The organism is Bacillus rhizoplanae (genome assembly GCF_917563915.1).
Taxonomy (GTDB): Bacteria; Bacillota; Bacilli; order Bacillales; family Bacillaceae_G; genus Bacillus_A; species Bacillus_A rhizoplanae.
Genome location: NZ_CAKJTI010000006.1, coordinates 154,649 through 179,199, shown reverse-complemented (window position 1 = coordinate 179,199; position 24,551 = coordinate 154,649). Strand labels below are relative to the sequence as shown.

Here is a 24,551-nt window from a genome sequence, read left to right as displayed (position 1 = left end):
AAGATATATTTGATTTTTACATACAAATAAATTATGCTTGAAAAAGAATTAAATTTAAATAAGGAATTGATTATAAATGAGTAGAGAGGCATCTCAAGAAAATACAAAAAGATTTCTCATTGTAACACTATTTTTCACACTTGGGACAGCTTTAGGAAAACTACTTGGATTTACAAAAGAAGTAACACTTGGAGCTTATTTCGGTACAAATTATGCCGTTGATGCATACGTTGTAGCTTTAAATATACCAACTATTGTTTTTACTGGTATTACAGGGGCTTTCGCCTTTTCTTTCATCCCTATTTTCATGGAATTGAAAGGAAAAGATCCACTTAAAGCCTATCGATTTATGAATAACTTTTTAAACATAGTTCTACTTATTTTTTTCATTCCGCTTTTGCTCATTGAATTACAGCCCCGCTTCTTCATTTCAATATTTGCGCATGGGCTCCCTGAGCAAACAGCTTTATTATCGGCTCATCTATTGCAAATTATTTTTCCGACTGTATTTTGCACATTCATGATTGATATTTTTAATGCTTATTTGAACAGTTTACATAAATTTCGTATTACGAGTATGCAATGGGTTGTATTAAACGGTATTACACTTATTATTTTTATTTGCCTTGTACAATGGATTGGAATTTATGCACTAGCATTAGGTGTTATTGTCGGAAACATCGTACAAAATATACTCGTTTATTTCGCCTCCAAGCGTGAAGGATATCGCTATCAATTTGTAATCGATTGGAAAGATCCTTCTTTAAAAACCATGATATCTTTGAGCATTCCTGCTTTTATTACAAGTATGTCTGTTCAAATTAATCTACTTGTAGATCGTACACTAGTCTCCGGATTACAAGAAGGATCCATCGCAGCTCTTAATTACTCCCAAAAGCTATACTTTATTCCGCTTGGGTTAATTGCTGCTCCTGTCTTAACAGTTATGTATCCTAAATTTGTCGAATACGTAAATCACTCGAACTGGAAAGACTTCACAAAATTAATGGAAACAAATATAAAGGTGCTTTTATATTTGTTTATTCCTGTTTTTATTTATTTCACCTTTTTTACAGAGGAAATTGTCAAAGTTGTTTATAACTATGGGGCATTTGGGGAAGATTCTATCATAATGACAGCAACCGCGCTGCAATTTTATGCGTTAGCTGCCCTCATGCAGCCTTTAAAAGACTTACTTGATCGCTTGCTTTTTTCTTTGAAACTGAATCGATACATTATGTATGCATCGATTATTTCCATGATTATAAATGTTATATTATGCATTATACTCGTTAACCAAATTGGTTTAGCTGGTGCAGCTCTTTCCACTTCAATAGCATCAGCCAGCACTGTACTCATGCTATTATGGATGCTCCGAAAATTTATGAAAGAGAAAGAACAGGTGAGCTCGCACTACGGTGGCTTTTTACTTAAATGTATTGTTGCATCTTTTGTAAGTTTGTATGCTTCCAAACTGCTGCTTCATTTCTCACACGATACAAAGTTGCTTATCTTATTAGCAATAGCAATTGGTGCCATCGTTTACTTACTCGTCACTTATATATTAAAGATAAAGGAGCTACAACAATTGCTGTCGCTATTTTTAGGTAAAAGGAAGAATATAAATGAATAAAATTATGTACCTTTTAAATTATATCGGGGATGGCGGATCCGAAAAATACGTTCTAGATTTAATGGAATCCGTTGGTCCAGAACACTGTATCCTTGTATACTCTATCCCTGGTCCTTTCTTAAAAAAGTTTGAACAACTAAACGTACCGATGTATCAAATCAAAATGCGTCATCCTTTTGATATACAAGCTGCTATGCAGCTAAAGAAAATTATAAAAAAAGAAAAAATCGATATCGTTCATGCACAGTTTTTACGTGAAAATTATATCGCTATTCTAGCCAAATTATTAGGTGCTCCTGTTCGGGTTGTTTGGACATACCACGTAAATGTGCCGATGTCATTTCACTTAAAGTGGAGCAATTCCTTTTTTACACGCTATAATGATGCTATCATTTGCATCTCTCAATTTATGAAGGAGCAGCTATGTCAAAAGGGCGTACCAGAAAAAAAGATAAAGGTCATTTATAACGGCGTTGCAGATCCGTATATAGATACCTCTCTTTCTCAGCATCACCCAAAAAAAATAGCTGTTATCGGAAGGCTTAGCAAAGAAAAAGGACAACTATTCTTATTAAAAGGCTTGAAAGAGCTAAAAGTACTACATCCATCTTTACAATGGCATTGTGATATTATCGGTGAAGGACCATTAAAAGAAGAGTTAACAGAGATGATTCAAGAGCTATCTCTATGTGAACATGTATCATTAGTAGGCTTTCAAGACGATATTATAAAAGAATATACAAAACATGACATTATTGTGATCCCATCAGAAAATGAAGGATTATCCTATGTCGCTATTGAAGCAATTGCTATGAAAAAACCTGTTATTGCAACAAATGTCGGCGGCTTGCCAGAAGTAATTGTTCATAATCATTCAGGTCTATTAATACCGTATGGATCGGAAGAAACATTGGCTGCATCTTTAGCGCAATTATTACAAGATGAAAAATTATATCATTCCTTAGCAGAATGCGGACGCGAGCATTATTTACAAAACTTCACTTTTTCAAAAATGTTGAAAGAAGTTACAGCAATTTATCGCACACCATCATCATGTTAAAGGAGGATATATGACACATTCAACTCGATTCTACTATATATGGGCAAGTATCTTCTTCGTTATATTGGGATTACTGTTTCCATCAACTTATACCGGACTTTTCATTTCTGTCGCACTAGCATGTGCTGCTTTTCGAGATGAAAAGCTCGGTATTGCTTATTTACTAATGTTTATTCCGATGCGCCCCTTTCTCGTTGCTTATAATCCTGGGCTAAAGTTTATCGGTCTATTCATCATCATTTCTCTCTTATTGCGTCTATTATGGCAATACCGACATAATATTTCACAGCTTTTTTCATTCCGATACTTTGAAATATTATATTTTCTTTTCTGCTTGTTTGGTGCTGCAATCGGTCTATCGCATGGTGTTTCACTCGTCGCAATTGCTATGCAATTACACACACTGCTTCTATTTTATTTTGTATACTATATCGCTTCTCGTATCACCATTCACGATGAGGATATATTATTTTTTGCGCAAATCACCTTCATTGCTTCTGTCATTATGTCTATACAGGGGCTGATTGAGAAACTATCATTGCGAACCATGTTTTTGCCAGAAGCTTGGAAACATCTTTTGCTTGCTCCAACAAACAAAATTCGGATATACGGAATGGCGGGCGGCCCAAATGAATTGGCACTATATTTGATATTAGCTTTTCTTATTTCACTATACGTTCTTCGAAACGTATCAGGGAAAATGAAATATGTCACATATATAGGGCTCACACTCATTGCCACAACATTATGGCTCACATATTCACGTGGTGCATTTCTAACAATTACTGTCTTTTTAGTTGTCTATTTATGCATCAACCGGAAATTTTCAAATTGGAAATCACTGCTAGTAATCGCTCTTGTGTCATTCCTATGCGCTTCATGCATCTCCAAAATGACGAACTATTTAGAGGGAGAGAGAATGGGTGTAAAACGCTTTACAGAAGCACTCTCAGAAGACACAGTTGAACTTAGTAAACAAGATGGGCGCATTTACTATGTAAAAAAAGCAGTTGAAATCTTTCAAGATAAACCAATTACCGGCTATGGATTTGGAACATTTGGTGATGCTGCTACGCAAACTTTCTCATCGCCTATTTATAAACACTATAAGATTACATGGGACTTCTATTCCGATAATCAATACATTCAAATACTCGCTGAAACAGGTATAATAGGCGTACTCTTATGTGCGGGATTCGCCTTTGGATTCCTTTCTCTTCTTTGGAAATACAGGAAAGAATCACCGTTTGCTCCTCTTGTTTTATATTTAATAGTTGGAGCGATTATTGGCGGCGCATTTTATAACATATTAGAAAATGCTTCATTTATGCTGTACTTCTTTTTAACAACTGGGTATATACAGCACCGTACAAAAAAAAGCTACTGAAGAATTCAGTAGCTTTTTTCTTTATTTTTCATTTCTTATTCTACGTTTTTCCGTAACATCCTTGTCTGTACAATAGCAAATAATACAGTAAGGATGATGCTCACAACAGAAATAATGATACCCAGTTTTAAACCTGGAGAATGGTAAGTAAGTACAACTTCATGGTCACCAGCATTCGCCTTGACTCCTAATAAACCATTCACAATTTTTTCTGTAGACTGCTCTTTCCCATCAATTGTAACGGACCAGCCAATATCATAAGGAATCGGAAATACAAATGTAGATTCATTCTTTAATGCTATATTTCCTTTTATTGTTGTTCCTTTGTTTTCAGTAACTTTCATTGTGTTCTTTTGTAATTCTTTTACTGTCTCATTAAATTTGTCTATGTCTAATCCATAAAACTGAATCCCTTTTAATGAGAAGACATCCTCGTCCTCAATCTTTATCTTCATTGTTGTAGTCCCTTTTGTTGGGAAGTATCCAAAATCAATTATAGATTTTTCTGGATCAGGCGGTAAGTAACACGTATACTGGTCATTCACTACGATTTCTTTCCACTTTTCAATTCCATCAGCTAATCCATATAATTGAACCTCTTTTGGTATACTTACTTGAAGCGTAATATATCCCGGCTCTGCCTTATTAACTCTTTCATATATTCCTTCTTCTCCTGGAACAGCAGCCATATTTTTTAGCGAAATTTTTGGATCTGCTAGCTTTTTAAATAGCGTTCCTTCTTGGGCACCAATCAGCTTTTCTTGAAAAACAAAAGGATTCTCTTCATTTTTAGAAGGTAAACTTTCAACTGGATAACCAAATGGAACAATATTATTGTTCTTAAACACATTAGCAAAACCAAATTGTTTTATTTTCTCGTATCCGTATTTCGGTATACTACCATCTTCAATTCTATATCCATTTTTAAAAATGGCGTCAAATACTAATGTATTACCATGATTATTTGCTACTAAAAAGTCCGGAGACGTTGAGTACCCTGTCTGCTTTAAGAAGCGATGAAATGATCCATTTGCCATCGAATTAAATGTTTGAAAAGATGGATAATCATATTGTAATGAATCATTTAGCGTTCGAAAGTATTGAGAATTTACACGATACCGCTCTGTATTGATTTCATTTACATACTGAATAGCTTGTTTAGCAGTTTTATTCAGTTCGTATTCTTTCCGCTTTGCATAAGTCATTTCTTTATGAAGGCCATGAATATAGTTATTTGTATTGAAACTAACATCAGCTATTAAACAAATGAGCAATAATCCTGTTGTTAATTTTGATAATGATGGTTTCACCATACGAATATGCAATACTATAACCACAACCGTAATAAAAAGAGCGTTTGTAAGCAGTATATCATTATGAACCGCTTTATATCCTTTCACTGACAATGAATATAATAGAATCAGATGTACGATATAACTAATCCATAATGGTACAACATACTTTCGATTCATATGTTGAAATACTCTGGCTGCCATAAAAATTGTCAACATAACAAATACAAAGGCAAAACGATGTGGATACGCATTTGGCGGCTTATTCCCATGCCAAGCTAAATTTAAAAACGGAATTGCAAAACTGCAAATTAAGAACAAAAATACAAATATAGATAAGAATTTTTCCCTCTTGTTAATTTCTTTATTCACAAAGTATAAAGGTAATAATACCAATACTAATGTGGATGCATATACGTTAGGAGCACCAAATAAACTTGAATCATATCCTCCCGATAATAGCTTCCAATAAAAATCAAGTAAATTAAGATTCCATTCTAATTTGAAGTCCATTGAACTGATACTATATGGGTTACTCTTTAACGCTCCCAAAGTTGGAAGAATAATTATAGCTCCTATTCCAACAGCTAGTCCCGTTCCAATGCAGAACAACAGAAAATATTTTCCCCATGTTTTTATATCTCGAAACTTATATTGTGAAAAGAGTCGAATAACAAAATAAAGGAATGTAAAAATCCCGAACATAAATGAAATATAGAAATTAGCGATAAACATAATCGCTAATGCAACCGTAAAGAAAATAACCTTTCTGTCTCGTAAAAGCTTTTCAACTCCAATTAAAACAACAGGCAGGAACACGACACCATCTAGCCACATGACATGAAACGAATAGGCCATAACATAACCTGACAATGCATAAGCAGTTGAAAACAGTAACAACCCTTTATGCTCTTTCCCTATCACATAACGTAAAAACCAACCACATGTTAATCCTGCAAATCCTACTTTTAGAAGTGTAATAAGAAAAATAAATTCTGGAATGCTTTCTTTATTAAAGAAGTAAAGAAGTAAAGAAAACGGACTTGCTAAATAGTAGGCGAATGTCCCAAGAAAGTTAAGTCCCCCGCCTAATTCAAATGTATATTGTAAACTCTTCCCTTCTGTAAATACGCTATGTAAATAAGAATAAAATTGAACATATTGTGTGTTTAAATCACTAATTAATATCGAATACTTTCCAAACGGATACACACCGAACAAAGCATAGCATATAAGTAATATACAGAATGGAACGAAAAAGAACAGAACGCCGTACAGACCTTTTAATTGTTTCATTATTTTACGCTCCTGTTTTATTTTTATTTTCCTCTTGCATACCTTCTGATTCTTGACGTAAGCGAATATATAAAAATCCTCTCTAAGTAGGCTCTGTTAGCCCTACTTAGAGAGGATCCTCTTTCATTTTACTTCCTCTTCTTCAGCACGATAAAGCAAAGAGAAACCGTTGCTAGTAAGCTGATAACAGAAACAATAACCCCTACTGTAAATCCTGGGGATGTATACTTCAATTCAATTGTATGTGTACCTTTTGGTAGTTCTACTCCAAGAAATGCATCATTTAATTTCAGTACTTTTGCATCTTTCCCATCAACAGTTGCTTTCCAGCCTTTATCATATGGAATAGATAAGAAAAGGAAATTATCTTCTTTTACATCAACTTTTCCTTCAACACTGCGACCTGTGTAGTTTGTTACGTTCAATGACTGCTGTCTTAATTCATCTACACGTTTTTCAAACGTATCCATATCAAGTCCATAGAACAATTGTTGATCCAATTCAATAGAATGAGGTTTTACCTGTACTTCCACTTCCACTTTTTCATTTTCAAAAGCGCCTAAGTCAAGAATACCATTGTTCCAATAATACTCTGGATAATTAGATAAGTCGCTATCCGGTCCCTCACCAATTGTTTTACCTAATGTTTTTCCATTTACGTAAACCTTTGTTACACCAGTTGGGTCCACACGCAATTTTGTATATAACTGTTGTTTGCCTTTAACATCAAACACATATTTAATGCTTGCTGGCTTATCATCTTGCAGTTTTGCCAACTCAATTGGTTTTTGGTTTGTAAGAGCCATTTTTTGCTTTTGATTAGCAAGTTGCTTCTTGGTTTTTTCTGTTTCTACTACTTGTAAGTTGTTATATTGAACAGAAACCGGTTGAAGCGCTTTATAATAGTCAACACTTTGTCCATTTAACTTGCCAATTAGTTTATTTTGCTCTTCAAATGAGTTTGTATAATTGTATTTTTGAACCTTTAACTTATCTTTTCCTTTTGTATCAAACTCTTCTTTATTGACCATATATCCAAACGGAAGGGCATTTTTATTCTCATATATGGAGAAGTCACCGACACTGTCGATTTTTTCAAAACCATATTTATTTAATGGACTATCCGAGATCATATATTTCATACCAAACAGGGCATCAGTTGAAACAATTCCTTTGCCGTTTTGTAAAATTAATGCGTCCAAATAACCGTAACCTAAATCTTGCATATATAAATTCAAATGCCCATTCGCAACAGAATTGAAATGAGTAATCCCTTTATACCCGAAGCGCATCGCATCATTCCAGGTTCTCCCCATTGTCGTTTCCATGCGATATAACCCTGGATCTTTTTCAGCTACTTTTTGAATCGTTTCTTCATATCCCGGATATGGAGATGCATATTCTTGACGATTAATGTAACCATACTCATAACCCATTAGCTTAATCGAATACATTGTATTCAGTGCAACATCCAGCGAGGCTATAGCTAACAAGGCAAAAGATACTAATGCTTTTTTGTTTTTTAGTCGAACCTTTAAGTATAGTAACAACGCATAAACAACAACCAAAAAGATGTTTGCCATCATTTTATTGGATTGCATATAAGAAGGTGCTACTTTCCCAAGTAAAATGATCATAAATATGTTGAAGAAAACTACTTTTTTCAATGCTGGTAATAATTCTTCCCCAAATATCATAAATGTTCGAGCAGCTACATAAACAAGCAAAAATGAAAATACAAACGAATAACGATACGGGAAATTCGTTGGCGGCTCAAAACCATGCCAAGCAATATTTAAAAACGGTATTTCAAAAGAAATAACTAAAAACAGCATCACTGCCCCATACGCAATTTTTTCTTTTAATGAAATTTTCTTTGTTACAAAGAACAATGGTACAAGCAATACTGTTAATACACCAGCATAAACGTTTGGCATTCCATTAACCGTTGTATCTACAACTCCATTAAAGAAACGACTATAAAAGTCAAATGGGTCAAAATTAAATGTTGTAGAAAATGGAATTTTCGCACGTTCCGCAAAATTGCTCTTTAAGTCCAAATACGTTGGGATCGTGATGAATGCTGACATTCCAACTGCTAAACCTGTCCCAATACAGAACCATACAAACTTTTGAAAGAATTGCTTTACATTGCGAATGTCATAAAGGACACAAAAGCGCACGATAAAGTAAATAAATGTAAAGATTCCAACCATATAAGAAATATAGAAGTTTGTAATAAATGTAAGAGCTAAACTAAAAATAAACAATCCGTATTTTTTAGTCGTCAGCAACCTCTCAATTCCAAGCATAATGAGTGGAAGTAGATAAATTGCATCTAACCACATGATACAGAAAGAATAGACTGTTACAAATGACATTAATGCATAAAAAGTTGAGAATACTGCAATTGTAATATCACGACGCTTCATCATGTGACTTAAATAATACGTCATTGTCATACCAGCTAACCCGACTTTTAATAATGTCATGAGCATAATCGCTTCCGGAATATGTGCACGATCAAAAAAGAGAATTAAAATAGAAAACGGGCTTGCTAAATAATAAGCAAATACGCCAAGGAAGTTTAGTCCCATTCCACCTTCCCAGCTATAAAAAATGCTTTTTCCATTTTTCATAACATCATATAAATATGTGTAAAACTGTACATACTGTGTATGCAAATCAGTAACAAGAATTGATTTGTCTCCAAACGGGGCAATACCCAGCAGTATAAACATTACACCATAAATAGAAAATGGAAGGAAAAAAGCTAATGCGTACAAAAATTTCTTTTTCTTAAATAAATCCAACAGTTGCTGCATTATACGCCTCCATGTTATTCCTAGTTCGAAGTATATATGTATAAAAAACAATAGCCGGCATAGAGCCAAGCTATTTGTTTTTCATGCATTTTGGCCTTACTGAATTTCGACCTTTTTTTTAAAAATTATATATTTACTTGCAAAATAATTAACAACTACAACAATAACATTCGCTATAATCTTAGATACTAAATCATTGATACCTAACCACTCAACTAATGCAATCATGGAGAAGAGATCAATGAAATACGACAATACGCGAAAGCCCATAAAATAGAAGAATTCTTTCATTGCATGGGCAACACTTGTTTGTTGGCTGCTAAATACATATTTTTTATTTGTAATATACGCAAACAACACAGATACAATCCATGCAATTGTCGTGGCAACTTTGTAATCCATTCCAGCTAAAGTTGCACAAACATAATACGTAACAATGTTGACCAGCGTCGTTAAACCACCAAAAACCAAATAGTTAAAGATTTCCTTCGTTTTGTTATTCACGTTTGTAATCTCCTAACGATTTGATTTTACTTTATGATCTTCTACGCGATATAACTTTGCTGTCGGCTTTTCATCCAAATTTGTTACTTTATCATCATTATACTCATCTACAAAGTATAGTGGACGATTTTTCGTTTCGTTAAAGATACGACCTAAATATTCACCGATAATTCCAATTGCGATTAACTGTACGCCGCCAATGAATAAAATCGCTGTCATCATAGATGGATAGCCGCTTACCGGTTCACCATAAATCATCGTTTTAATAATAATCCACACCATGTAACAAAATGCAAAGAATGATACGGTAAACCCTGTGAAGGATGCAAGACGTAATGGAAACGTAGTAAAGGATGTAAGTCCTTCAATTGCTAAATCCATTAACTTAAAGTAGTTCCATTTCGTTTCACCAGCTGCGCGCGGATCGCGGTCGAATAAAATTTCTTTCTTATTGTAACCAATCCAACTGAACATTCCTTTTGTATAACGCTGTGTTTCACGAATTTTCTTTAATGCTTCCACGCAACGTCTATCCAATAAACGAAAATCTCCTGTATTTTCTTGAATTGGAATTCTTGTTGTTTTCTTTAATAGACTATAGTATTTACCAGCTGTCCATTTTTTCGCCCAAGATTCTCCTGCACGAGAACGTCTTTTGGCATAAATGTCGTCATAGCCTTGCTCCCAATATTGAATCATTTCTGGGATTAATTCCGGTGGGTCTTGTAAATCAGCATCAATAATGATAACCGCATCTCCCATTGCATGATCCAGTCCGGCAATCATTGCTGTTTCTTTTCCAAAGTTACGAGATAAATCTACATAAGAAATGCGTTTATCGTGTACTCGAAACTCTTTAATAATATTTAATGTATTATCTTTACTTCCATCATTCACAAACAAAATCTCAAAGTCGTAATTTGGCACCGACTCAATTACTCCTGTCAACCGACTATACAATTGATCTAACACTTCTTCTTCATTGTAGGCCGGTACTAAAATTGTAATGGTCTTCAAAGTAGGTACCCCTTTCTTTTTCAAATTTTCCAAGTAAAGAACAATTTATAAGCACAGATTAGACATAGTAAATTGGATGTTTTCCTTAGAATACCTCATTCTCCAATTCACTATGTCTAATCTTACACATCTATCAATAATTAGTTTTTAATCGCTTCTCCTTGTTCTTTCACAAGGTTTTGCATAATTTGTAGTAAATCTTCTTTTAATTCGTCATGTTGCAGCGCCATTTCAATTGTTGTTTGAATAAAGCCAAGCTTCTCACCAACATCATAACGTTTTCCTTCAAAATCGTAAGCGAATACGCGTTGAATTTCATTTAGATTTTGAATTGCATCCGTTAATTGAATTTCACCGCCAGCACCGATATGTTGCTCTTCTAAGAAACGGAAGATTTCCGGTGTTAATATATAACGACCCATAATCGCTAAATTTGAAGGTGCTGTACCTTGTGCTGGTTTTTCAACGAATTGTTTTACTTGATAACGGCGTCCATCTTTTTCTGATGGATCAATAATACCGTAGCGATGTGTTTCATCTTCTGGAACTGTTTGTACACCAATTACGGATGACAGTGTTTTTTCATACTCATCGATTAACTGTTTTAAGCAAGGTGTTTCTGCTTGTACAATATCGTCTCCAAGTAATACAGCAAACGGCTCATCACCAATGAATTTGCGCGCGCACCATACTGCATGGCCCAAACCTTTTGGTTCCTTTTGACGGATATAGTGAATATCCACCATTTTAGAAGAAGCTTGTACTTTTTCAAGTAGCTCATACTTTTTCTTTTCTAATAAATTTTGCTCTAATTCAAAAGCATTATCGAAATGATCTTCGATTGCACGTTTTCCTTTACCTGTAACGATAATAATATCTTCAATACCTGCAGCAACTGCTTCTTCAACGATATATTGAATTGTTGGTTTATCAACAATCGGTAACATTTCCTTTGGCATTGCCTTCGTTGCTGGTAAAAAACGTGTTCCAAGACCAGCAGCTGGGATAATGGCCTTTCTTACCTTTTTCATGCTTATAACCTCTTTCTTTGTTGGTCTATATGCGCATTTATACAAATATTTATTTTTTAATTTGCCCCGTCAAAGTATATTTATTGAATAAATTTTATTCCTTGACAAGACATCTCTTATAGAAAAAACGCAACTTCTATATTATATATCTATTAATCTGAGTGTCATATTACAGTTTTCTTACATGTTTGTTTCTCACTTACCGAAAATGACACTTCCTACAAATTCTACATGATTGCTTCTTTATTCGTCAAGGTTACTTTATAGTTGTCCTTTATTTGTCACTTCCTTTAATAAACAGTTAATATCTAAAAGCGCACATAATGTAACATGCTTTGTTCTAGCATTACCATATGCTCCTGCCGTTACTTCTTCATTCTTTTTACTTCAATAAAATAAGAATTTACTATACTTTTCCAACGAAAAAATCCACTTAAATAGTAAGAAAATGAAGCAACCCTAATTATTATATAAACATCACCAATAATCATAATATTCCCACTTTATATTAACCTAAATGAGTTTGAATTACACGCATGCAAAAAGGAGTGAATGCAAGATTCACTCCTTTTTGTTCTCTTTATCTCACTCTAATAGGCAATAAGCCCTCCACTCAAAGTCCTGAGCAATCCAAAAAGTTAGGTTTCCTGTTAGAGTCCGATTCGTTCAACTAACCACCAGTAGGGAAAGCGCTCCGATGAAAAATTTCACTTTATTACATAGTCACTTTTTGGTTCTCTTCTTTATAATAGTTATCCAATTTTTTCTTCATTTTTTCATTTTCATGCTGATGAATCGCTACGATTTGCGTCAACTCTTTAATACGAGCAGAGGATCTCGAAACAACAATCGTTAAAAAGAACAATACACATGTTACAAATATAAATCCGAAAAAAAACAATGCGTTAATTGGCGTTGCAACACCTAACATATCCGATACAACATTAATCGTTTTTGGCAAGATTCCAATGATGAGAATACCGATTAAAACGCCAAACCATGTCAGTACATACTTCAGGTCTAATTTCTCTTTACGCACTAAGTTTGTAAAAATAATCAATCCTACTAATACACCTAAAATAATTAATACTTGAAGGCGAATTGTCATGAAGCATTCTCCTTTCGTTTAGGTTTTAATCTGTCGATTGTAATCGCAAGTGTCACTTTAATCATATAATAAATTGCTTTGTAATTTACAATCGAAGATGTGCCACCGATTCTGTCTCGCATAAGTACAGGGGCTTCCTCTATTTTATAGTCATTTCTTAATACAGAAACAATACTTTCTGGTTCTGGATAATCTTTTGGATAGTAATCGCAAAATTCATTAATAATATCGCGATTCACCATTCTAAATCCAGAAGTAGCATCTGTGATTATTTTTCCAGATACAGCTTTAATTAACTTTTCAAAGAAACGAATTCCTAATCTTCTTGTGAAGGAAGACTGAAAGCCTTCTTTATTAATAAAACGTGAACCAATAACCATATCTGCCTGTTTTTCTTCCATCGTCTGAAGAAGAACGCCTAAATAGGCAGCATCATGTTGACCGTCACCATCAAATTGTACAGCAATATCATAACCGTAGCGCTGCGCATATTTATACCCCGTTTGCATCGCTCCGCCGATTCCTAAATTAATTGGCAAACTGACGTAGTTAAATTTATTATCTTTACAAATTTGCTCTGTATCATCCTTTGAACAATCATTAATAATGACGTAATCAAAATCCGGTGCATTCGCTTCTATATCCTCTACAACATGAATTAAGTTCGTTGATTCATTATAGGCAGGAATAATAATGAGCTTCTTTTTAAACAAAAGTAATCCCCCACTCCACTTTAATATAAATAACCCAACATAAAAACATTGGCATACAACAACATCCAACATGCTAACTTCGCTGACCTTTGTGCCGTTAACTCCGAATGCTGTTTTACATTCATTTTTTCATTAAACATAAACAATATAATTGGCAAAATAGGTAAGAAATATCTTCCTTGTAGCCCATTTATAAAATCTGCACCAACTTCAGACCAAGTTAAATATAAACTTAACATAACTAGTCCAACTATACTTATACTTGTTAAAATAAAAATCCAATAATCAATGTTGCGTAATTTAAACTTATCTTCTGTATAATCAAAGATTGCCGTCATAACAAGCCCAACCAAACTAATAATTACAATACCGCTCATTAAATGCGTTACCCATCCAACTTGATTTAACATGGTCAGCCACGTACTCATTCCGTCTTCAAAAGTTCCAAAGAATGTTTTCATAGCATCAACTGGATGTCCAAACATGAATTTCAATTGCTCAACTGGATTAATTTTTTCATTTGGATTAATTGTTCCAACAAACTTCATCACAAATAAATTCCAAGAACTCATCAGTAAACCGGATATACCTGCAAGCGTAAGGAAAGAAATAATACCTTGCATTTTCGTACGGAATAGGTCCCGTCCAACAAATGACAGCATTAAGAATGATAATGGCCAATACGTAAATTTACACAATACAATAAGGATTAATAACAAGGTTGGAATAACAAAGTCCTTAACTCGTAATACATCCTTTTCCGAACACATAAGTTTCTGTAATATAATAGCGATAAATAAGTAAGTTAACCCCATCAACATTGCATCAGCCGAAAATGATGCAGCTAATGATACAAATAACGGAAATGAAGCTAAAAACGCTAGCGTATTTTTCAATCTTGGAATTATTTTTATCGCCATTGCAGTCAACACAATATACACAATTAAGTTAAAAATTCTTCCTAACATTAGAGCACTGAAAGCTTTTAAACCTAATATATTGGCAATAAACAAGCCAAGAGCTTGTGGAATATATGGAATTGGTGTATAAACAGCCGTTGTCGGCTGCTCGACGAATTTTGTTTTATTTGCAAAAGTATACGTATCCCAAGCCTCGCTCTTAGCTCTATCGTATCTTTCGCCTTTTTGAAGCAATCCATAAGTTGTTTCAAATTGATTTGGTCGTGGCATGTCGTCTATATTTTCTGGCAAGTTAACGCCTACTTTATCACCTTGTTTCGTAGACAGAAGATGCCCTAAACTAATATCATAAGCTTTTGCAAAATGAAAATTCTCATCAGTTGCTTCAAAAAGCGGATTATTAAAACTAAACATAATCCCCATTGCTCCAGCCACAACAACAAAATTCTTAATTGTATTTTTCCCAATTAAAGCTAAAACAACTAAGGTAACTAATGCGGTAATTGCAGCTTGTCTAATTTTTAGCCAATCCAGTTGATCGTATAATACTTTAGCCGCTACTGCTTGTCCTTTATCTTCTTTACCATTAACAATCAATTTTCCATCTGATGATAATGATGCCCCAGTACGAATAGAAATTTTTTCACCATTCTCCGCTTTCACGATTTTCACTTTTAAGACAACATCATTATCTAAATCTTTTGCAATAGGAACTATGATACTACTTTTAAAATGAGGATCTTTAATATAGTCTTCTCCACCCCATTTTTTCAAATCGATTGTCTCTTTACTTACTACTCTTCCTTTAACTGAAAGTTCATACTCCAATAGTGCGTTTTTATGATAGCTTTCGCTTGTAAGAGGTAATAACAAATACTTTGGGTTTTCCCCAGCAAAACGAAACTCTTGTCGTAATTCATCGCCCTCGGCTAAATCAACCATCTTATAATTGCTATAAGCAAGGCTTTTGTTTACAGTATGAATAGGTCCCGTCAGGAATACATAAAAAACTGCACAAAAAACTATCAAAAAAGACAAAAATATCTTTTTCCTATTTACCATACAACATAACACTCCATTTATATTATTTTCCTTAAATTAACACTACTTATTATAGAAATACACTCCTTTCACTGCATACAAAACACAGCAATTCCTATAATGATAATAATATTTCCTATTACTTTTCTTTTCGTAATTTTCTCGCCAAGAAAATACCAACTGAATATTAAAATAACAACATAACTAAGCGACTCTAAAACAGGTGCTTGCTTTAACGGGACACCTTTCATCGCAATTACATTTAAACCTGCATTTATCACAAATAAAGAATATCCAATAATTACATAACGATTCACATATTCTTTCCATTTCTTATCATAAACAGCTAACGTTGCTTTTTTTAATAAAATTTGTGAGTAATTTGCCAAAATAATCCCAAAAATATAAAGCAGTACAAATTTATTCATCTCTTGTCACCACAACAATTCCAATTATAATGATAGCTGCACCTAGTAAATTATTCCATTTTATAACATCTCCAAAAAATACTACGGACCATAGAAGTCCCCATAAAATAATAACTCCTCGATGTGAATACGCTTTAGATATTTCAAAATGTTTAATTACTTGCTGCCAAATAATTGCATATCCAAACAAAAGAATAATAAGTCCCATGTAAGCTAAGAAAAAACTAATTGAAGTAACTGAAAATTTTGCCGCCCATTTCATATACACCATTATAATAGAGTATAAAAAAAAGGCTGCATGTAAAAACACATAATTTTTAGTAGATGCTTTCATACACTCAACTCTCTTTTTATGAATTAAAACCTAGATAGAAAATGAAACTTTCATCAGTAGAAATTCTCCTGTACTGATGATCGGCTGAATCAACAGCCACTTCCGGGCTTATCTTTGAACATTACGAATATTTTGATATTTTTTCACTACTTTTAACATGTATGGATAAAACGTAATCCTTCTAAACTTTCAATTTGAAAGCGCATACTTATCCCGCACGGAATAAAATTCTATCATAAAATAAGAGAAATTTCATGCTTGTCTTACAATCTTCCTCATTTTTATATGAAAACGTAAAAAAAGAGGGAAAATATTCCCTCTTTACTCATATTAAAAACGATTCATAATATCTTCTTTAATCGCTTCAAGCTTCTCTTCACTATGTTGTAGTGAATCTCCTTGTACACCAAAGTAAAACTTAATCTTCGGCTCTGTTCCTGATGGTCGCAGGCAGAACCAAGATCCATCTGCCAAATAATACTTTAATACATTTGATTTTGGTAATTCAATTTCTTCTGTCGCAGCTTCTTTTACTTTTGTTCTAACGCTTGCTTTATAATCTTCCGCAATCGTTACTTTTAAGCCAGCCACTTCTGTCGGCCTATTTTCACGGAAAGATGTCATCATATTTTGAATTTGCTCTGCTCCATCTTTTCCTTTTAACGTTAAGGAAACAAGTCCTTCACGGAAATATCCGTACTTTTCAAATACTTCAAGTAAACCATCATATAATGTTTTACCTTGCGCTTTATAATATGCGGCAACTTCACATGCAAATAATACAGACTGTACTGCGTCTTTATCACGGCAGAACGGGCGAATTAAATAACCGTAGCTTTCTTCATAACCAAACTGGAACTCATATTCTCCGCTCGCTTCATATTGCTTAATCTTTTCACCGATGAATTTAAATCCAGTTAACGTATCGATTGTATCAAGTCCGTAAGCCTTTGCGATTGTGCGTCCTAATTCGGATGTAACGATTGTTTTTAATACAACACCGTTTGTTGGTAAAATACCTTGTTCTTTCTTTTGTGTTAATAAGTAATCCAACATTAAAGCACCTGTTTGATTTCCTGTCAACACTTGATACTTGCCATCATGATTACGAACTGCTACGCCAAGGCGATCAGCATCTGGATCTGTTGCAATTAATACATCTGCATCAATTTCTTCACCGTACCGAATTGCCAATTCAAATGCAGCATGTTCTTCTGGATTTGGTGATTTTACTGTTGAGAAGTTTGGATCTGGCTGTTCTTGTTCTTTCACAACAGTTACATTTTTAAATCCAACAGCCTCTAATCCGCGGCGAGCCGGAATATTAGATGTTCCATGTAAAGGTGAGAAGACAATTTTTAAATCTTGTCCAACTTCCTTCACAAGCTCTTTATTAAGAATAACTGTTTTTAATTGTTCTAAATACGCATCGTCAACTTCTTGACCGATAATCTGTAAGAGACCATTTTGTTTCAATTGCTCTACATCAGCAACCTCTACTGTCAATTCGTCACTTACATCATTTACATAACTAATTAACTCATCCGCTTCTTTTGGAGGCAATTGCCCGCCATCATCTCCGTACACTTTATAGCCATTATATTCCGGCGGATTGTGGCTTGCTGTAAGAACGATTCCACTGCATGTATGTAAATAACGTACTGCAAAAGAAAGCTCTGGTGTTGGGCGCAGGCTTTCAAATACATATGTTTTAATGCCATGAGCACCTAGTGTTGCTGCTACTTCCATCGCAAACTCTGGAGACTTGTGACGAGAATCATATGCGACAACTACGCCACGTGCTTTTGCTTCTTCACCTTGGTTTTCAATGAAACGGGCTAAACCTTCTGTTGCCTTGCGGACAGTGTACACATTTAAACGATTTGTGCCAGCACCTAGTTCCCCGCGCATACCACCTGTACCAAATTCTAAATCTTTATAAAAACTATCTTCAATTTTCTTTTCATCACTTTGCATTGCTTCTAGTTGCTGCTTTAGCTCTGCATCTAAATTCGCAAAGGAAATCCAACGTTCATATTCTTTTTTCCATTTCATGTTGCTCTCTCCTCTCAATAGACATAATCCCATTATATGAAAAAAATAGCGCTTTCCTCAAATATTTTTTATCTTTTTACAACATTTAACTCCTTCTTTATCAAAGAAAAACGCTGGCACGCATCAAAAAAAGGATTGGCATCTGCCAATCCTTTCCTCATTTACTCTTCCCCAAAACGCTCAACAAGTGTTGCTAATGTACGCACCATCGTGCCTGTTCCACCAGCTGGACCTAAGTCGTGTGAGCCCTTTGTATCAGATGTTCCTGCAATATCTAAATGCACCCAAGGTGTTTCTTCTGCAAACTCCCCAAGGAATGTTCCTGCCATGATTGCATGACCATCGCGTCCTGGTGAGTTGTTTAAATCTGCAAATTTACTGTTACGAACACGTTCTTTATCACGTTCAAAAATCGGTAATTGCCAAATTGGCTCATCTGTTTCCATCGCTGCTTCTAACATTTGTTCATAAAATGCTTCATCATTTGTCATTGCACCTGTCGTATGGTTTCCAAGAGCAACAATAATGCCGCCTGTTAATGTCGCGACATCAACAAGGTAATTTGCACCAAGCTTTTTCGCATACGTAATACCGTCAGCTAACGCTAAGCGGCCTTCTGCGTCTGTATTTAATACTTCAATTGTTTTACCGCTCATCGATGTAATCACATCATCTGGTTTAAATGCAGTGCCGCTCACCATATTGTCCGTAGAAGGGATAACGGCAACAACGTTTTTCTCTGGGCGAAGTTCACCGATAATTTCCATTGCGCCAAGAACAGCTGCTGCGCCGCCCATATCGCCTTTCATACCAACCATGCTTTCGCGCGGTTTCAGAGAATAACCACCTGTATCGTATGTAATCCCTTTACCAACTAAGCCAATTACATCTGTCCACTCTTCTTTACCTTTGTATAAAAGAGCAATCATTTTTGGCGGTTCTGTAGAACCTTGGTTAACTGCAAGCAGCGCACCCATTCCAAGCTCTTCCATCTCTTCTTTTTCAAGTACTTTATAATCCATATCATATTTTTCCGCTAGTTCAACCGCATAGTCTGCTAAAGCTGTTGCCGTTAATACGTTTGGCGGCAGATTCACAAGCGTACGCGCAGAGTTTGTAGCACGGCCATGTACATAGCCAACTGTTAATGCTGCTTCAATTTCTTGCGGATCTTCTTCTGTAATGACAGCAAAGCTTTCTAATTGATGTGCTTCTTTTTGATTTGTTTTATATGTTACTAATTCATATGTACCAAGGAAATATGTTTCTGCTGCAATATGTGCAACATCAGTTGCATCCATTTTTTCAGTAACGAATGAATCTAATACAAATGCAACATTTTTTACTTTTGCACCTTGTAACGTTTTCGCTAACTTTCCAAGTGCACCGCGCAATGTTTCTGTTGTATATCTTTCTTTTTTGCCAAGACCAACAAAGTAGTAACGCTTTGCATCGGTTTTTCCTAAGCTATGTACTTTCGAAATTACTTTTTTCTTCGGAGAAATTTCTTTCTCGTCTAGTAGCACTTGTAAATGTCCATCAAACGCCTGATCTAATTCTTTTACAAAACTACTCATTACCTCGTCTTCAAATAAGGCAACAACTACCGCTTCATGACTTGCTAGTTCTTTTTGTACTTGAAACATGCTAGCACCCCCATATTTTTTCTGTTTCTATTATAGCTTTATTTTCGCGAAAATGCGACAATTCAAACTTCTTCCATATATAAAATAAACTCTGGGAGCTGCGGCAAATTCTGAACTTGCTCGTATGGAATTCGATTTATCTCTTTTGGTAAAATTTTGCGGCACAATTGAATAAAGTGTACGACCTTTTCAACATTCAAATTCCAATAAACAGGACAATATGGAGTTAAATACTCTTCCGCTACTTCCATCATCATTCGTGCTCCCTTTATATTCCCATAGCTGTAATGATACTGAGCGACTGCCATTTGCAATAAACCTTTTAAAAACAAATTCCCCCGATCTTCAAGCCACATTTCTTCTAATAAGTCATGACACGTATAATAATCGCCTTCGTTATACTTTATAAAAAACTCATAATACGCTAAAGGATAGTCTTCCATATATGCTCTCCCTTTGCTATATTTTCTTTCTCCTCTATTTCATCCCGCACTAACGGGCAGTAAGACCCCCACCTCAAGGTTGAGAGAAGCGAAGAAGATAGGCGGGGAATAACTGCCCGTAAAAGCCCGATTGGTTCAACTAACCATCATTGGGAGATGAAGACCCACTGATGGAAGTTTCACTTTATTTCATGATGACAAGAGAATGAAAAAAAGTCTAGCGCTTTAAGCGTCTAGACTATCGTTGGTTTAAATATTGTCCGCGAAACACTTGCATCGGTTCCGCTTCGTTTAAAAGTGTTAACTCTTGTTCTGTAAATTTTCCATTTCCCATTTTCACAATGTAAACATTCACTTTCTTCTTTCCCCATTGACTGTATACATCTTGCACGGTTTCATAATATAAATCAAGTCGATTTCCTTTAATAGCACCGCCTTTATCCGCTACAACACCATAGCCATATCCAGGAATAAACAAGATTGTCCCAATCGGAAATACGCGCAAATCAGCCGCAATTGTTGAGTATATGTCCCGTTTTACTTTTACACCGGAATATGTAATCCCATACTCAGGATGTCCTTTTGTCTTCCCTGTTGACTCCCTGCCAGCTGTATATCCTGTTGCCATAACTTCCATCGAACGATATTTTGACCAATCTTTTTCATTCTCTAAAGCATGAATGACTGAGGTATTTGGAATCGCTTGCTTACTTTGCTCAGCTGCGTGAACTTCTTTCACTTCATTTTTCTTATACATATGAATCATTTCAGAAAGAGAGATTCCTGACACAGCTTGCCAAGTTACACATAATGCAACTAAAAATAAGCAAACCATCATCATGCGAATGCTAAATCGTTTTATCATTTTTCACACTCCTTCATCGTCATTGTTCCCTAAACGATGAAGAAAATACGCATAAAAAACGTAAGTGCCCTGTTTAGCAAAGACAAGCACTGAAGTTGGACATCTCTAAAAAAAGCTCCTCCGAAAGGAGCCTCAAAACATTTGATATCCATTTTTCCGCAATGTTTTGATCACAACACCAGATAAAGCAGCACCAACTAAGCCAGTTGATAAAATCATAATATCAGCTTGTCCAAGATGAAGAAAACTTGTTCCTAATGAAGAGAAAGCCTCTTTCGGCTGTACAAAATAATCGAAGAAATCAACTTTATCAATAATAAACACACAAATAAGCGGATATACAACGGCCATCACCCATGTTGCTCGTAAAATCATATTTAATAAAAAACCAATTCCAAAAAATAAGACTAAAAATAACATCATTGAAATTAATAAAACAGGTATGCTCATGATTTCTTCACCCTTTCTTACTTATCAATCTACTCTTCCTACAAAAACGTTATATACCGTATAATCAAACTGTTCCCCTGGATTTAACGTCTCGTCCATTTTTAAAAGCGGTGCTGGCATCGCTTCTAACAAATAACGAATTAATACTGAGGCATTTTCATCATTTACAATATCCTCCGGAAATAAGAACGCTCCCTCATACAATTCTCGCTCTTGAACGACAATGTCTTCTCCTTTTGGCTCTAAAAGAAAAATAATCATATTATCACTAATCTCACCGCGTATCACGCCAGATCGTGCACCCATTATTCCTTTTACACTTGTGGCAATTCCTGTTTCTTCTAATACTTCACGCTGCACTGCTTGATCGATTGTTTCTCCTTCGTTCACAAAACCCGCAGGCAATGACCATTCCCCTTTTAATCCACCATATTTTTTCTTAACGACAAGCCATCTTCCATCTGCTGTGATAACGAGACCGCTTACCGCTAGCCACACATTTCCTCGCTTACTCATCACTGCAAACCCCTTCCAATTAAACGAACAGAATATTCATTCTTTTCTTTCATTATACTATAAAGTGAAACTTCCGTCAGTGGGGTTTTCTTCATCCCCCACCTAGCTTCTTTGCTTCTCTCTGAATCTTGAGGTGGGGGCTTACTGCCCGCGAATAGCGGGATAAAGCCTTCAAAAGGAGAATGATGGGAAATATGCGATTTTTGTAAAAAGGTCTTTATTTGTTTCGGAATTTTCAGTAAAATTAAAATGAAACATACCTCGAATCATTCTCCTTATTGAGTTAGCAAATGAAATAATTACTATAATAAAAAAAGCAGAAACAGCTTACAGCCATTTCTGCTTTACATTACGTATTAAAATAACTTTAACTTACCTTTTTTAAGAACTAATAAAGGTCCGCCAAGCATGAATAGGTAACGGTTGTCGATTACTTTCTTCATGAATGAAGCTTTCCAACCAGTTAATTTTTTGCCCATTACAACGCCCATTGCATCGTCATGACCTAATGAACATACAGAACCTTTGTTATCGAATACAAACTTCTGCATTTCGCCTTTACCACGAACAAGAACAGCTAAGTTATGTGCAATGTTGTAACCTTGTTGAATTGCGATTTGTGCTGTTGGTGGGTATGGACGGTTAATTTCTTCGTTAATGAGTAACGCTGCATCACCAACCATGAATACTTCTTCATGACCTGGAGCGTGCATGTACTCGTCCACTTTTACACGGCCGCGCATTGCTTCAAAGCCAGACTCTTCTACAATACCATTACCGCGAACACCTGCAGCCCAAACTACAGTTGCAGATTTCAGTAATTCTACATCGTCGCCATTTGCAACAATGATACCTTCTTCATTTGCTTCTTTAATTGCTGTACCAATGCGGAATTCTACGCCTTTTTTCTCTAATTGTTTTACAGCGTATTCAACTAGCTCTGGATCAAAACCAGGAAGCGCTGTTGGAGCAGCCTCAACACAGATGATGCGTGCTTTTTCGCGAGGAACATCATACTCTTTGCAAAGCTCAGGAACACGGTTTGCAAGTTCACCTACGTACTCGATACCTGTAAATCCAGCACCACCGACAACGATTGTAACTAACTCGTCACGTTTTTCTGAAGCATATAAAGAGAACATGTACTCCATATGATCACGGATTTGACGAGTTGCATTAATGTTAGCGATAGAGAATGCATGCTCTTTTAATCCTTTAATACCAAACGTTTCAGATTCGAAACCAAGACCGATTACTAAGTAATCATACTCTAGCTCGCCATCTTTTAAGATAACGCGTTTTTCAGCTGCTTTAATTTCTACAACTGTGTCTTGCACGAAGTTTACTTTGTTTGTGTCGATTACATCTTTAATGTCTAAGCGAACTTTATCATGATGCAACGTACCAGCTGCACTTTCATGTAACCAAGTTGCTTGATAATGATAGCTGTTGTTATTTACTAATGTGATTTCAGCTTCACTTACAGATAATGTTTTTTGCAGACGTACAGTAGTAATCATTCCGCCATAACCTGCGCCTAGAACTACGATTTTTGGCTTCTTCACCCTAATCACAACCCTCTTCTTTATATAGATAGTAAAAATAATAAAAATAATGCTAAAGCAATTTAAATGCTAAGAATGTAGACTTTCTCACAATCTAGACAAAATAAAAAAATTAAGTTTGAAAAATGTTACGAAATTTGTCATAAAAAATTAACACATTCACTTTCCTATATTAGTCGTTTTCTCTTTACTTTTCAAGCAATTGTAGAATTATCAATATTTTAAAATAACGCGGTCTTTTCAAGTTTTTTGACATTCCCTTATTTGCTCAGAATTTAAGAGACAATTACAGTCTTCTCACCTTCAAATGTGGAATCATTATCTATAAATCTGTTCAATTAACCAAAAATGGTTATAATTACTAAATGATATATACTTCACTTATTGGCTAGTTTTTCTTTTCTAACAAATCTATGCGAAGT

The 24,551-nt window shown here is 35.1% G+C and carries 20 protein-coding genes; 3 read left to right on the top strand and 17 right to left on the bottom strand.

Translation table 11 applies throughout. The features are described 5' to 3' along the window. Nucleotides 1–76: 76 nt before the first annotated feature. Genes murJ through LRP84_RS08850 form a run of 3 tightly spaced genes read left to right on the top strand, consistent with a single transcriptional unit; the run spans nucleotide 77 to nucleotide 4,080 of the window. Nucleotides 77–1,633: a murein biosynthesis integral membrane protein MurJ gene (gene murJ / locus LRP84_RS08860; RefSeq protein ID WP_230574747.1), complete on the top strand. Its 1,557-nt coding sequence runs from the start codon at nucleotides 77–79 to the stop codon at nucleotides 1,631–1,633. Next, nucleotides 1,626–2,693, top strand: a complete 1,068-nt coding sequence (locus tag LRP84_RS08855; RefSeq protein ID WP_230574746.1) for a glycosyltransferase family 4 protein — start codon at nucleotides 1,626–1,628, stop codon at nucleotides 2,691–2,693. The genes murJ and LRP84_RS08855 overlap by 8 nt, the downstream gene beginning before the upstream one ends. Before the next feature lie 10 nt (nucleotides 2,694–2,703). Then, the gene (locus LRP84_RS08850; RefSeq protein ID WP_230574745.1) at nucleotides 2,704–4,080 is read left to right on the top strand and encodes an O-antigen ligase family protein; all 1,377 of its coding nucleotides are present in this window, start codon (nucleotides 2,704–2,706) and stop codon (nucleotides 4,078–4,080) included. Nucleotides 4,081–4,115: 35 nt separating this feature from the next. Here the strand turns inward: LRP84_RS08850 and LRP84_RS08845 are convergent, their stop codons facing one another. From LRP84_RS08845 to LRP84_RS08765, 17 genes are all read right to left on the bottom strand, one after another. Next, nucleotides 4,116–6,668 (bottom strand): YfhO family protein, encoded by a 2,553-nt coding sequence (locus LRP84_RS08845; RefSeq protein WP_230574744.1) that lies wholly within the window; start codon nucleotides 6,666–6,668, stop codon nucleotides 4,116–4,118. A gap of 128 nt (nucleotides 6,669–6,796) precedes the next feature. Further along, complete coding sequence (locus LRP84_RS08840) at nucleotides 6,797–9,493, bottom strand: YfhO family protein (RefSeq protein ID WP_230574743.1); 2,697 nt, start codon at nucleotides 9,491–9,493, stop codon at nucleotides 6,797–6,799. Between the two features lie 96 nt (nucleotides 9,494–9,589). Then, the gene (locus tag LRP84_RS08835) at nucleotides 9,590–9,997 is read right to left on the bottom strand and encodes a GtrA family protein (protein ID WP_230574742.1); all 408 of its coding nucleotides are present in this window, start codon (nucleotides 9,995–9,997) and stop codon (nucleotides 9,590–9,592) included. Nucleotides 9,998–10,009: 12 nt separating this feature from the next. Then, on the bottom strand, nucleotides 10,010–11,014 hold the full coding sequence (locus LRP84_RS08830) for a glycosyltransferase family 2 protein (RefSeq protein ID WP_230574741.1): 1,005 nt from the start codon (nucleotides 11,012–11,014) through the stop codon (nucleotides 10,010–10,012). Nucleotides 11,015–11,154: 140 nt separating this feature from the next. Next, nucleotides 11,155–12,045 carry a UTP--glucose-1-phosphate uridylyltransferase GalU gene (gene galU, locus LRP84_RS08825; protein WP_230574740.1) on the bottom strand — a complete coding sequence of 297 codons (891 nt, stop codon included), beginning with the start codon at nucleotides 12,043–12,045 and terminating at the stop codon, nucleotides 11,155–11,157. A gap of 715 nt (nucleotides 12,046–12,760) precedes the next feature. Then, nucleotides 12,761–13,153, bottom strand: coding sequence for a DUF2304 domain-containing protein (locus tag LRP84_RS08820; RefSeq protein WP_230574739.1), 393 nt, complete (start codon nucleotides 13,151–13,153; stop codon nucleotides 12,761–12,763). Beyond that, nucleotides 13,150–13,866, bottom strand: coding sequence for a glycosyltransferase family 2 protein (locus LRP84_RS08815; protein WP_230574738.1), 717 nt, complete (start codon nucleotides 13,864–13,866; stop codon nucleotides 13,150–13,152). Before LRP84_RS08815 ends, LRP84_RS08820 begins: the two co-directional genes overlap by 4 nt. Before the next feature lie 20 nt (nucleotides 13,867–13,886). Next, the gene (locus LRP84_RS08810) at nucleotides 13,887–15,824 is read right to left on the bottom strand and encodes a DUF2142 domain-containing protein (protein ID WP_230574737.1); all 1,938 of its coding nucleotides are present in this window, start codon (nucleotides 15,822–15,824) and stop codon (nucleotides 13,887–13,889) included. 92 nt (nucleotides 15,825–15,916) lie between these two features. Then, nucleotides 15,917–16,255, bottom strand: coding sequence for an EamA family transporter (locus LRP84_RS08805; protein ID WP_098309251.1), 339 nt, complete (start codon nucleotides 16,253–16,255; stop codon nucleotides 15,917–15,919). Then, complete coding sequence (locus LRP84_RS08800) at nucleotides 16,248–16,589, bottom strand: EamA family transporter (RefSeq protein WP_230574736.1); 342 nt, start codon at nucleotides 16,587–16,589, stop codon at nucleotides 16,248–16,250. The genes LRP84_RS08805 and LRP84_RS08800 overlap by 8 nt, the downstream gene beginning before the upstream one ends. Nucleotides 16,590–16,919: 330 nt before the next feature. Then, nucleotides 16,920–18,644 (bottom strand): phospho-sugar mutase, encoded by a 1,725-nt coding sequence (locus tag LRP84_RS08795; protein ID WP_230574735.1) that lies wholly within the window; start codon nucleotides 18,642–18,644, stop codon nucleotides 16,920–16,922. A 161-nt stretch (nucleotides 18,645–18,805) separates the two neighbouring features. Next, on the bottom strand, nucleotides 18,806–20,290 hold the full coding sequence (locus tag LRP84_RS08790; protein WP_230574734.1) for a leucyl aminopeptidase: 1,485 nt from the start codon (nucleotides 20,288–20,290) through the stop codon (nucleotides 18,806–18,808). Between the two features lie 62 nt (nucleotides 20,291–20,352). Further along, a complete protein-coding gene (locus LRP84_RS08785) occupies nucleotides 20,353–20,733 on the bottom strand; it encodes a DUF309 domain-containing protein (protein WP_098309255.1) in 381 nt (126 codons plus the stop codon). A 238-nt stretch (nucleotides 20,734–20,971) separates the two neighbouring features. Then, a complete protein-coding gene (spsC, locus tag LRP84_RS08780; RefSeq protein WP_230574733.1) occupies nucleotides 20,972–21,598 on the bottom strand; it encodes a stationary phase survival protein SpsC in 627 nt (208 codons plus the stop codon). A gap of 132 nt (nucleotides 21,599–21,730) precedes the next feature. Next, on the bottom strand, nucleotides 21,731–22,048 hold the full coding sequence (locus tag LRP84_RS08775; protein ID WP_230574732.1) for a YuiB family protein: 318 nt from the start codon (nucleotides 22,046–22,048) through the stop codon (nucleotides 21,731–21,733). A 24-nt stretch (nucleotides 22,049–22,072) separates the two neighbouring features. Continuing rightward, on the bottom strand, nucleotides 22,073–22,564 hold the full coding sequence (locus LRP84_RS08770) for an NUDIX hydrolase (RefSeq protein WP_098309258.1): 492 nt from the start codon (nucleotides 22,562–22,564) through the stop codon (nucleotides 22,073–22,075). 356 nt (nucleotides 22,565–22,920) lie between these two features. Further along, complete coding sequence (locus tag LRP84_RS08765) at nucleotides 22,921–24,129, bottom strand: NAD(P)/FAD-dependent oxidoreductase (protein WP_230574731.1); 1,209 nt, start codon at nucleotides 24,127–24,129, stop codon at nucleotides 22,921–22,923. Nucleotides 24,130–24,551 lie beyond the last annotated feature (422 nt).

Coding starts and splice junctions, on each gene's coding strand:
- galU (WP_230574740.1), bottom strand. CDS start 12,045: ATGAAAAAGGTAAGAAAGGCCATTATCCCAGCTGCTGGTCTTGGAACA.
- LRP84_RS08820 (WP_230574739.1), bottom strand. CDS start 13,153: ATGACAATTCGCCTTCAAGTATTAATTATTTTAGGTGTATTAGTAGGA.
- LRP84_RS08770 (WP_098309258.1), bottom strand. CDS start 22,564: ATGAGTAAGCGAGGAAATGTGTGGCTAGCGGTAAGCGGTCTCGTTATC.
- LRP84_RS08795 (WP_230574735.1), bottom strand. CDS start 18,644: ATGAAATGGAAAAAAGAATATGAACGTTGGATTTCCTTTGCGAATTTA.
- LRP84_RS08840 (WP_230574743.1), bottom strand. CDS start 9,493: ATGCAGCAACTGTTGGATTTATTTAAGAAAAAGAAATTTTTGTACGCA.
- LRP84_RS08850 (WP_230574745.1), top strand. CDS start 2,704: ATGACACATTCAACTCGATTCTACTATATATGGGCAAGTATCTTCTTC.
- LRP84_RS08785 (WP_098309255.1), bottom strand. CDS start 20,733: ATGGAAGACTATCCTTTAGCGTATTATGAGTTTTTTATAAAGTATAAC.
- LRP84_RS08845 (WP_230574744.1), bottom strand. CDS start 6,668: ATGAAACAATTAAAAGGTCTGTACGGCGTTCTGTTCTTTTTCGTTCCA.
- murJ (WP_230574747.1), top strand. CDS start 77: ATGAGTAGAGAGGCATCTCAAGAAAATACAAAAAGATTTCTCATTGTA.
- LRP84_RS08800 (WP_230574736.1), bottom strand. CDS start 16,589: ATGAAAGCATCTACTAAAAATTATGTGTTTTTACATGCAGCCTTTTTT.
- LRP84_RS08805 (WP_098309251.1), bottom strand. CDS start 16,255: ATGAATAAATTTGTACTGCTTTATATTTTTGGGATTATTTTGGCAAAT.
- LRP84_RS08790 (WP_230574734.1), bottom strand. CDS start 20,290: ATGTTTCAAGTACAAAAAGAACTAGCAAGTCATGAAGCGGTAGTTGTT.
- LRP84_RS08775 (WP_230574732.1), bottom strand. CDS start 22,048: ATGAGCATACCTGTTTTATTAATTTCAATGATGTTATTTTTAGTCTTA.
- LRP84_RS08855 (WP_230574746.1), top strand. CDS start 1,626: ATGAATAAAATTATGTACCTTTTAAATTATATCGGGGATGGCGGATCC.
- spsC (WP_230574733.1), bottom strand. CDS start 21,598: ATGATAAAACGATTTAGCATTCGCATGATGATGGTTTGCTTATTTTTA.